Annotated in this window: 9 protein-coding genes; 2 read left to right on the top strand and 7 right to left on the bottom strand. The window is 48.1% G+C overall.

All coding sequences use genetic code 11. From position 1 onward, the window contains the following. The 4 genes from ACJROR_RS05250 to ACJROR_RS05265 form a co-directional block, all read right to left on the bottom strand. A partial coding sequence (locus ACJROR_RS05250; protein ID WP_406546174.1) for a hypothetical protein occupies positions 1–333 on the bottom strand: 333 nt, incomplete at its 3' end. Between the two features lie 150 nt (positions 334–483). Next, positions 484–1,545, bottom strand: coding sequence for a hypothetical protein (locus tag ACJROR_RS05255; protein ID WP_406546175.1), 1,062 nt, complete (start codon positions 1,543–1,545; stop codon positions 484–486). A gap of 945 nt (positions 1,546–2,490) precedes the next feature. Beyond that, positions 2,491–3,048 carry a hypothetical protein gene (locus tag ACJROR_RS05260; RefSeq protein ID WP_406546176.1) on the bottom strand — a complete coding sequence of 186 codons (558 nt, stop codon included), beginning with the start codon at positions 3,046–3,048 and terminating at the stop codon, positions 2,491–2,493. Positions 3,049–3,154: 106 nt separating this feature from the next. Further along, positions 3,155–3,742 carry a GNAT family N-acetyltransferase gene (locus ACJROR_RS05265; RefSeq protein ID WP_406546177.1) on the bottom strand — a complete coding sequence of 196 codons (588 nt, stop codon included), beginning with the start codon at positions 3,740–3,742 and terminating at the stop codon, positions 3,155–3,157. A gap of 412 nt (positions 3,743–4,154) precedes the next feature. On the opposite strand from ACJROR_RS05265, the gene ACJROR_RS05270 reads away from it, so the two are divergent. Both ACJROR_RS05270 and ACJROR_RS05275 read left to right on the top strand, forming a co-directional pair. Beyond that, positions 4,155–4,799, top strand: a complete 645-nt coding sequence (locus ACJROR_RS05270; protein WP_406546178.1) for a hypothetical protein — start codon at positions 4,155–4,157, stop codon at positions 4,797–4,799. Between the two features lie 23 nt (positions 4,800–4,822). Further along, positions 4,823–5,674 carry an ADP-ribosylglycohydrolase family protein gene (locus tag ACJROR_RS05275; RefSeq protein WP_406546179.1) on the top strand — a complete coding sequence of 284 codons (852 nt, stop codon included), beginning with the start codon at positions 4,823–4,825 and terminating at the stop codon, positions 5,672–5,674. Positions 5,675–5,780: 106 nt separating this feature from the next. Here ACJROR_RS05275 and ACJROR_RS05280 read toward each other — a convergent pair whose 3' ends face one another. The 3 genes from ACJROR_RS05280 to ACJROR_RS05290 all read right to left on the bottom strand — a co-directional run. Further along, entirely contained in the window at positions 5,781–6,176 is a 396-nt protein-coding gene (locus ACJROR_RS05280; RefSeq protein WP_406546180.1) for a hypothetical protein, read from the bottom strand. Between the two features lie 353 nt (positions 6,177–6,529). Beyond that, positions 6,530–6,970 carry a hypothetical protein gene (locus tag ACJROR_RS05285; protein ID WP_406546181.1) on the bottom strand — a complete coding sequence of 147 codons (441 nt, stop codon included), beginning with the start codon at positions 6,968–6,970 and terminating at the stop codon, positions 6,530–6,532. A gap of 241 nt (positions 6,971–7,211) precedes the next feature. After that, on the bottom strand, positions 7,212–7,654 hold a 443-nt coding region (locus ACJROR_RS05290; protein WP_406546182.1), incomplete at its 5' end, for a hypothetical protein.

Consider the following 7,654-nt stretch of genomic DNA (forward strand, 5'->3'; position numbering starts at 1 on the left):
TAATTTATATCCTTCATCTAGAGATAATTCATAATCCATATCATCAAGTATGGAAATATTATGTTCATATCTGTATACTAAAACACAGGCTAACAATTCCTTATCTAAATATGTATTGAAATTTACATTATATAATTGAAAACTGTCAGCAATTCCTTCAGGCGTTTCTTTAAGCAGAAAGCGAACTTTGTCAAAGGATGACTTGTCCTTGACTTTTGTTAAGGCCTGGGTATACAACCTTTCATATTCCAGCGCTGCTTCTTTCGTATTTGTTTTTGAACAGGCTATTTGAGAATAATATTTCCATTCCTTGGTTAATCCTGAATTATCCATGATTGTTCCTCGATGCAGGTGTTGTACCTGATTATTGTTAAGAAATGAAATATGGCCGTTTTTAATGTTGAGCTTATTTCAGGTTTTAGAGATTGAAATAATGGCAGCAGAAAAATCCAAAACGACCATGGTTTTCTTTATTTTATTGTTTCAGCACTCGTGAATGCTCCAGACATTTGTTTCACCCATGCATCTGAAATAATCCGCTAACCCTTCATCGTAACAATCACCGTTCCAAGTGTAATCATCACCATCGGTGGTTATGTTATCTGAAAGCCAATCACCTTCATTCATCAAGTAGGAGACAAGCCCGTCTTCCTCCTTCAGCATTTCTTTAACATGCATAGGATAGTAACGGGTTATCATGTCGAGATGCTCCTCGGCGTTGCCTAGAGTTTCTACATCATCGGGATCATAATCTTCTTCCGGTTTGTTAAGCCCCATCTCCTCCTTGAATTTCTCCAGGGCACTGTCTATGATGCTCCAATACTGATCCAGATCCTGCTGAGATTTAAGGAATTCTTTAAGATATGTGCCGCGCCCGGGAATGCCCTCTTCGTAATATTTCTGCACTAAAATTTTGGGGTCATGTTCCTTATACCAGAGATAAATAGTGGTTTCCGGATCGTAATCGTAGCTATCCTTCATATATTCCCACATGGTTAGTGTACCCATCTCGCGAAACAGCTCTCGGTATGACATGATCTTCTTATTGTACCTTTGCCGGTAATATTTCAGAAGATCACGGACTGCCGTCATTTCTGCTTCTCTCATCTCATTATTCCATGAGAATAAATCAGAGTTGCTGTGCATGGAAGCCAGCCCCGGAATAATAACATCGGGAGCCTCTCTCACATAGCTCATGAGGGAAACAATTTCGTCCATATCAGTATCACTGTCAACCCGGCTAAGAAACAGGTCGATGACAGCAACCTCCTCCTGCTTCTCCTCAAAATAGGTTCCCTTGACAGCGTTCCAGGATTTAATAAGAACCTCATACGGGCAGGAAGTCAGATATTCGACAGGATCTCTGCCACGGCAGATGAGTTCTCTGATTTCCTCATCAGAACAGTTGGATACCCAGATAAGGCCATTCTTTTCAAAAAGCTTTCGAGCGGTATTATCAGTTACATCGTTCCCTCTGAGTTTATTAAGTTCATCGGCAATCGCGCTAATTATGGCCAAACCTTCATCAATTTTGCTGCATGTCATGATAGCTAATCCTCTTCTTTTACAAAGTTATGATTTTAACGGGCTGTTCCGCATATAGTTTTTCAGGGAGCCCTTTCCCCCTTTCATTTCCCGGTTGCATAGAACCAGTTTTCCGTCATGGTTCCGCCGGTGTTTCAGTTTTGTCATGTCTTCTTCATTTTTTCCTCCCTTGTCTTTTCCGGTGCCAGGATTCCTCATGAATGATGCCGGTGATCGCCGCTCTGTTGAGGGCCATTTTCAGTTCCGGACATCCGCGGATTTCGGGGCCGATTTTGAGCGTTTTTTTACACCGGTGCAAAGCACTAATCTCATTGACTATCCATGTGATTGCCCTTCCTTAAATCGAAGTGTAATCCCAGGATAAACTCAAATTGGCATGCATCTCACCTGACAATTACAGTATACCACAAAACAGAAAAGAAAGTATAGTTACATGATAATTATGCGATATACCGCTAAATACGCTTGTAAACTGTCTATTTGCGTTAAACTTGCTTTTTGGGGGTGAGCGGGGGTGTTTTGGGACAAAAAAGCAGCAAAATCACCAAATTGGTGCATTTTCAGGCGGGTTTAGGGGCTTTGGTAATGGAGCTGATTGATAAATGACGGGGCTCAAATCAGATGAAGGTGAACTGATAAGAGAGATGTTTCAGGCGGAGCTTCAGGTGCGGGAGTTTACCCGGATGACGGGAAAGCGGTAACCGCGGAAGTGAGATTGCTCTCGTTTCGGCTTGTTTGTTCAGAAAAACGGATATAAATAAATGAAAACGGAGGCAAATGAGGCAGATTAAGAAGGGAGTTTTACCTGATACCCTCGCTTAGAACCGCCTGCTCAGCGGCAGGAGAATTCGCAAAGCTCCGGAATCTGCCCCTTGCAGAATTCCGGAGCCGGAGTACCGGGAAATTACCGAAAATCCGGCAATTGTTAAGGTTCAAAAGGTGCTATCAGCGTTTACCTTCCTTTTCGCTGAAGGTTCTGGTACTGGTGGCATCCTTGTCCAGACCGCAGAGGTTCACGGTGAGATTCAGACTTTTCAGAACAGTCAGGCCGGCATGTTCCCGGTTCTCTCTGTGAAACTCTTCTTTGGTGATGCAGATGTCAGAGGTTTGCCCGTTTGAATATGTCGCCGGAGCCTTGCACTCATAAACATAGCGCATTTCCGCTGCTTTGCCCCCGGTGCAGACTGCTTCGCCGATGTTTTCCAGAGAAAGATCCTTGTATTTGCTGTGCGCCAGCGCATCCTTGGCGGTTCTTTGGATCTGCCACTTAAGACCGGTTTCGGACTTCATGTAGAACTCATCTGCCAGGTAGTACCAGAATATTCCCAGTATGATGACAATGTAAATGAGGTACTTCGCAATGCGAGTGATAACAATGGCCATCGTAATACGCTCAGGAGGAGCCGGCGGTGTTTCATCAGGATTTCCGGAAAGAACGCGTCCCTGAGCATTGGGATTGGCTCTTTTCTGTTTTTCAAAGGAAGAATTATTTTCGTCGTACATGCTAAATGGTTCCTTGCTGTTATGAAATCATGGCAGTTACACCGGCTTTGCGCCACCCTGACCTGGTTAAAACCGGCATGTCAGGCTTTCCCCGCGGGGGCAAGCTTCACGCTTCCGCCTTTATGGCTTTCTGCTGCTCCAGCCATTCCTTTTTCAGGATGGCATACTGGTAGGTGTTTTCATAATGGGGCGTGCCATCGGGATTTTTCACAAAGGAAAAGATCTCCCTGAAAAATCCCTCCTTCCGCATTCCCAGCTTTTCGCAGAGCTGCTGGCTGGGAATGTTGTAATCGTCTGTGTAGATATAAACCCGCCGGGCTCCCCTGTCCCGGAAGAGATAGTCCAGAAAAGCCCGCCCCGCCTCATAGGCATAGCCCTGCTTATGGTACTTGCTGTTCAGCATGGCGCTGGGACTGAAGGTATCCAGGGGAGAGTTTTCCGGAGCGTGCATTTCGCCGGTTTCCGGATAGGCAAAAACCTCGCCGATTACCTTGCCGCTCTCCCGGAGAGTGATGGCGAAGTAGTAATCGGGATCCCGGGATCTTTTGATAACGGCTGCTTTGGCTTCCTCCAGGGAATTCAGCTTCATCCAGGCAAAGCAATGGACCTGCGGTTCTTCCAGATATTCAAAAACATCTGCGGCATCACCCTCGCGGAACGGCCGGAGAATCAGTCTTGGGGTTTCGATGATCATGTTTGCTTCCTGTGGTTTTCCGGAGATCCCTGGTTAGTGAACCTCAGCCGGGAGAAGAGCCTGAACCGGTTATTTCTTAAGCAGATCTTACCCTCTTTTCGGTGATTTTCAACATTTGGGGCTCCTTTCACCTCCCAGGGGGAGAGCCCGTCTACGCCGGAAAACCTCCCGCGGAGGGAACTGTTGTCTATTCGGACTCCGGATTATATTCTTTCCCCTTCAGCCTTAACCTTCGGGGATCGCGGCCCCTCTCCGGAAAATGCCGGCTGCTGTTGCCTGATTACGGCCATGCATCACAAAGCGTCATTGACTCCCGCGGCCATAATTGAAAAGCGGTCAGAGACTCGGCTAAGATAGATTTCAGCAAGACTTCGCCGGATCCTTTGCCGGCAGGTATTAAGGAACTTTATCTATGAAGCTGAACCATTTCAAAGACATCGCCATGTCTTGTATGTTTGTCCCCGCCCTGCTGGTCTCTGCCAACGCAGCGGAGACGAAGGCAGATTTTCCGGCCGATCTTTCCGCCGACCTTACCATGGAAAACTCTGCAAAGCTCATCTGTACTCCCATGGCTAATGCCATGAGTCTCTTTTTTACCGGAGTTCAGGACGGCATTCCCGTGAAAATCGGCTGCAAGCTGACCGCGCTGGAAAAGCTGGACGACACATCCTTCAAAGCCTGGCTGGAAGCGGATCGGGACAAGACCAAAAGGTGCATTCATGACACAGCCTTCAAAAGAAAGATGTTTAAGGGCCTCGGCTATGACATTGACCGGGATGAGATTGATGCGGGAGCCGCTGCCAAAAAGTTTCGGAGCGTTACCCCGGAGGCTCTTCAAAAACTCCAGGCTGAAAGCGAGCCCGGCAATGATTTTTCCGAGGCGGAATTTCGGGATATCCGGGCGGTCTATCTTACGACTCTGGTGATGAGCGGGGACGGAAATGAAGCGCCCCCGGCGCAGGCCTGCACCTTTGTTACCCGAAACAACTTTTACATCTGCGCTGACGGCAAGATCCTGTGTCATAAGAAGCCGAACTCTTCCGAGGCCGGGAAGTAACGTCTTTTTAAGGAGGTAAGGTTATGCTGGGAGCTATTATCGGGGACATTGCGGGTTCCCGCTTTGAATGGCACAACATAAAGAGCAAGGATTTTGCGCTTTTCGATCCGGGATGCTTTCCTACCGATGACAGCTATATGACTCTGGCTCTGGCGGAGGCTTTGACGGTAAGCCGCCCGGACTTCAGCGATCTCTCGGTAAATGCTGTCCGGAAGATGCAGCTTTGGGGACGGCGTCATCCTGATGCCGGTTATGGATCCCGGTTCCGGGAATGGCTGAATTCCTCCGATCCCCGCCCCTGCAACAGTCTGGGTAACGGCGCTGCCATGCGGGTAAGCCCGGCGGGCTTTGCGGCCGGAAGTCTTTCAGAAGCGAAAACACTGGCCCGGATGGTCACCGAGGTCACCCATAATCATCCTGAGGGACTGAAAGCGGCGGAGGCGGTGTCCGCGGCCATTTTTCTGGCCCGGGCCGGATTGTCTCTCCCGGAGATCCGGACTTATATTGACCGGAACTACTACTCCATGGATTTCACGCTGGACGAGATCCGGCCGCATTACCGTTTTGACGTAACCTGCCAGGGCAGCGTACCCCAGGCCTTTATGGCCCTCTTTGAATCATCAGGCTTTGAGGATGCCATCAGAAACGCCATTTCCCTCGGGGGAGACAGCGATACCATTGCCGCCATTGCCGGAGGCATGGCCGAAGCCGTCTTCGGAATTCCCCCGGAGATCCGGAAGAAGGCCATGGATTATCTGGATGAAAAGTCCCGGAAGTGTATTGCGGCCTTTAAAGGACGTTTTCCCGGAGATCGCCCCCTTGCGGAACAGGATATCAGGGACAGCATTCAGGAGGTCGGGAGTCAGGAGAAATGAGAGGAAGCCCTCTTTAGCTCCGAAGCTTCTGATTTAGATGGGGCCCTCGGTGAGGATTTTCCGGAATTCCTGCCCGCATATCAGGCATTTCCAGGATTCCCGGTAGCTACTCATGGAACGTCCGGGTGCTTTTTATGCCGGCATCAAGCCCGCATAAACTCACAGTTACTCTGGTTGAGGTCTTTTTATAGCTGGTGCCGGAACCAATATAATTATTGGCCTTTATAAAGAACTCAGTGCTTTTAATACAGATCCGGGAACGGGTTCCGTCTGAAAACTCCGCAGTCCCGGTACAAGCTTTCCGGCTCTCAAATGGTCCGCTATGAAGGTGCTGGCACTCAATGCCGGAAACAGAGCTGACACTGAGACAGGCATAACGGGTTCCGGCAAGAGCATCCTTAAGAGTCTCCTCTGCCATATTTGTCAGCTCGTGTCTTTGATAAAAATAGAAGCCTACCGCTACGACGACCATGATCAGTATTACCTGAAGAACGCTTTTCATTTGCTTTCATCCCTGTTTCATTTATTTCTCTTTCCCAGCTGTGCTCTCATCTAAACGGCAGGAAGACGTTTGGAAGCTCGGGTTCATAAATTTATGATCCTGGATATGAACGTCTCTCCCTGGAAATCCCTGGAAATCCGGACCGCGGCCATGGATAGTTACGGTAAAAATAATCTTGCAGGACTGCATTGTCTCTATTCCGTGATGATAACACGTCTTTCTGAATTCCTTTTGTTTAATGGAGAAGGGCCTCCTTTAGCGGCAGAATGTTCTGATTTTGGCGGAACTCCCGGAGCGGATTTTCCGGAAATCATGCTCCGCATATCCGGAGCTTTCGGTGTTCCGGGTACTTGCTAACGGAACGACCGAGTGCTTTCTATGCCGGAATCAATCCCGCATAAACTCACAGTTACATTGATTGAGGTTCTTACCCTGTCCTCGGAATTAGAATGACGGCTCTCAGAATGACGGCTCTCAGGACGTCTCTCATATCTGAAACGTTCAGTACTTTCCATGCAGATCCGGGAACGGGTTCCGTCTGAAAACTCCGCAGTTGCGGTGCATGAGCTCTGGCTCTGATAACGGCCGCTGCTGATGGTGTGGCAGTCGAAGCCGGAAACAGAGATGATATCGAGGTCAGCATAGCGGGTTCCGGCAAGAGCATCCTTAAGAGTCTCCTTTGCCATATATGACAATTCGTGTTTATTTAAAACATTAGCCAGCACGGCCATGCCGACCATAAACGATATTATCAGAAGAACCACTATAGGTTTTTTAATCCTTCTTTCATCCATTTCTCTTTCCCCTCATCTCACTTATCTTCAACCATTTGGCAGCCCTTTTCGTCCGTGTCTGCCGTACTGGCCGTCTTATTCCCGGGCGACTTTCTTTCAGACTCGTTTTCATTAAAGCCGCCTTAAAAAAGCCGCTAAACGCCGTTTCATGAAAACTTGGGTTACCCTTAATTAAACATCTCATGGAGATATGCTCTCTCGATGAAATCTTAGCGCGATGAAGCGGTTTGGGAGCTCGGGGTCATATATTTATGATTCTGGATATGGACGCCTCTCCCTGGCAGTCCGGACCAAGCTCCTGAATAGTTACTGAAAAAATAATCTTGTAGGGTCTCATATATTCTCTGCCACTGCGGTCGGCATGCGGTTTTCGGAACTCCTTTTGTTCAATGGAGACCTCTGCCGATGTTCCATCAGTAAACAGCGCTGATGCCGAACAATGAAGTGTAAGGACTTCTTTGTCATCTTGATTCCAGTCCCGCGGACAATGATATTCTGAAATGCGCCTGAGTTCGAGATCTTCGTAGCCGCTTTTGGAGATGGCGTCCCGGACAGCTTTTTCAGCTGTGTCTTCCATACCATCCTTGGTAAAGAGCAAAAGGTCATTGTAAATAATGTATAACATGAGAATGAGCAGCCCGTAGAGTATGATTATAAGTTTCCTGTCGGTCATAAGAGTGTTCC

The sequence above is a fragment of the Succinimonas sp. genome (genome assembly GCF_045225735.1).
Lineage (GTDB): Bacteria > Pseudomonadota > Gammaproteobacteria > Enterobacterales > Succinivibrionaceae > Succinimonas.

Bases quoted from the DNA above. Each gene is read 5' to 3' on its own strand.
- ACJROR_RS05255 (WP_406546175.1), bottom strand. From the start codon at position 1,545: ATGACATGCAGCAAAATTGATGAAGGTTTGGCCATAATTAGCGCGATT.
- ACJROR_RS05260 (WP_406546176.1), bottom strand. From the start codon at position 3,048: ATGTACGACGAAAATAATTCTTCCTTTGAAAAACAGAAAAGAGCCAAT.
- ACJROR_RS05265 (WP_406546177.1), bottom strand. From the start codon at position 3,742: ATGATCATCGAAACCCCAAGACTGATTCTCCGGCCGTTCCGCGAGGGT.
- ACJROR_RS05270 (WP_406546178.1), top strand. From the start codon at position 4,155: ATGAAGCTGAACCATTTCAAAGACATCGCCATGTCTTGTATGTTTGTC.
- ACJROR_RS05275 (WP_406546179.1), top strand. From the start codon at position 4,823: ATGCTGGGAGCTATTATCGGGGACATTGCGGGTTCCCGCTTTGAATGG.
- ACJROR_RS05280 (WP_406546180.1), bottom strand. From the start codon at position 6,176: ATGAAAAGCGTTCTTCAGGTAATACTGATCATGGTCGTCGTAGCGGTA.
- ACJROR_RS05285 (WP_406546181.1), bottom strand. From the start codon at position 6,970: ATGGATGAAAGAAGGATTAAAAAACCTATAGTGGTTCTTCTGATAATA.